This is a genomic window from Sutterella massiliensis (genome assembly GCF_016899755.1).
GTDB classification, from domain to species: domain Bacteria; phylum Pseudomonadota; class Gammaproteobacteria; order Burkholderiales; family Burkholderiaceae_F; genus Sutterella; species Sutterella massiliensis.
Genome location: NZ_JACJJC010000065.1, coordinates 1 through 1,576 on the forward strand (window position 1 = coordinate 1; position 1,576 = coordinate 1,576).

At 56.2% G+C, this 1,576-nt stretch carries 2 protein-coding genes; one reads left to right on the plus strand and one right to left on the minus strand.

The genetic code is table 11. The features are described from left to right. The coding region (locus tag H6A60_RS11215) for an FMN-binding protein (RefSeq protein WP_205104641.1) at window positions 1-333 on the minus strand (333 nt) is incomplete at its 3' end. Window positions 334-783: 450 nt separating this feature from the next. On the opposite strand from H6A60_RS11215, the gene H6A60_RS11220 reads away from it, so the two are divergent. Further along, a partial coding sequence (locus H6A60_RS11220; RefSeq protein WP_205104643.1) for a phosphate/phosphite/phosphonate ABC transporter substrate-binding protein occupies window positions 784-1,576 on the plus strand: 793 nt, incomplete at its 3' end.

A 1,576-nucleotide genomic window follows, 5' to 3' on the forward strand; every position in this document is an offset into this window, starting at 1 on the left:
CCCGGCCCTTTTGATGCACTCTGACACGCCGTCAAGAATCGCCCGGCTTGTAAGCGTTGCGCCGCCGATCGCATCAATGCCGATCGACTGCGTCTCGACAATTGCAGGCGGCAGCTTTTCAATCGCCACCGAGCCGAGACCGGCCGTTTCCTTGTTTGCCCCGATGACGACTTTTTCGATGCGATCGGCCGAGAAAGTCACGCTGACCGGAACCGGCGCGCGCATGCCCTGAAGCGCCGCTTCGTATGTGCCGGGCGTAAACGCATTTGCGGATGCTGCACAGCCCAAGAAACCGGCTGCCAAAAGCACCTGTAGGACAGTATTGAACTTCATCAGTTTCACTCCTTCTGACAGCGTCTGAATGACACTTTTCAGATCGAGTGTCGGAGTTCGCCCTACTCGGGTAGGCTGTGCTGAATCAAATGAATGTTCGCTTTTCTTCGTAATCCCGTACCTTCTCGATCGAGATCGAATAACACTCTTCGAGCTCTCGACAGAAAGACGCCGCTGCGCCAGACTTTCGAGAATCGAAAGCCTCTTCTTTGTCGACCGTTTTCGGAAATGGCCTTCATCACGACGTTTTTCCGGTTGGCCCGGCGCGCCGCAGCCGCGAACCGTAATGGATGGGCTTTATCGTCTCTCCTCCCGTGCATTCTTGTCTGTACTGTTTCGTTCACGGCCGGCCCCGTACACGCCGAACCCGAGTCCTCGCCGCGAGAAGTTGTCCGAATCGGCTTTCTGGCTTTTGACGGCGAAACGACGTACATAGACCGCAACGACGAAATGCTCGTTGTCACGGAGCGGTACCTGAAGGAAGCGATTCCCGAGTGCAGCTTCGACATCCGCCGCTACGGCAACGAAGAGCTGCTCGCGCTGGTAGAAAGCGGCGAACTCGACCTCTTCCTCACTTCCTCGGGCGCCGCTTATACGACAAAAGGCGCCGTACCGTTCGCAACGCTTATTACGGAAGAAGCGCATGATCCGAATTACGGCGTAGCCGGTGTCTTCATCGTCAAAAAGGATTCCCCAATACGTCGTCTCGAAGACGCCAGAGGCGCATCCGCTGTCGGTACAGGGCCACAAAAATTCATGAACTGGCAGGTTGCCGTCGGAGAAATTGCCCGACTCGGCTACGATCCGGAAAACTTCTTTTCGTCGATCCGTTTTGTGGGATCCGATCTTGCAGCTGTCCCGCGACTTGTTGCAGAAGGTGCAGCCGATGTCGGCGTTATGCGCGCCTGCACGCTCGAACCGATGCTGGTAAACGACCGCAGGCTCCATGACTCTCTTCGCGTTCTTGATCCGGCGCCCGAAGACGGACTGCGATGTCTGCATTCAAGTGCTCTTTATCCGGACTGGACGTTTGCCGCAGTGCCGGGCGCACCGCCCCCGATCGTCAAGCGCGTCGCCCAAGCGCTTTTCAACATGGATCCGGATCAAAACGGCGGTTACGGTTGGTCAATAGCTACCAAAGCCAATTCCGTTGACGAACTCTTTCGACTTCTCAAAATCGGTCCTTACGAACACCTTCGCGTTCCTACTTTCGCCGGCTTTCTTGAGATAGCCAAGCCTTATC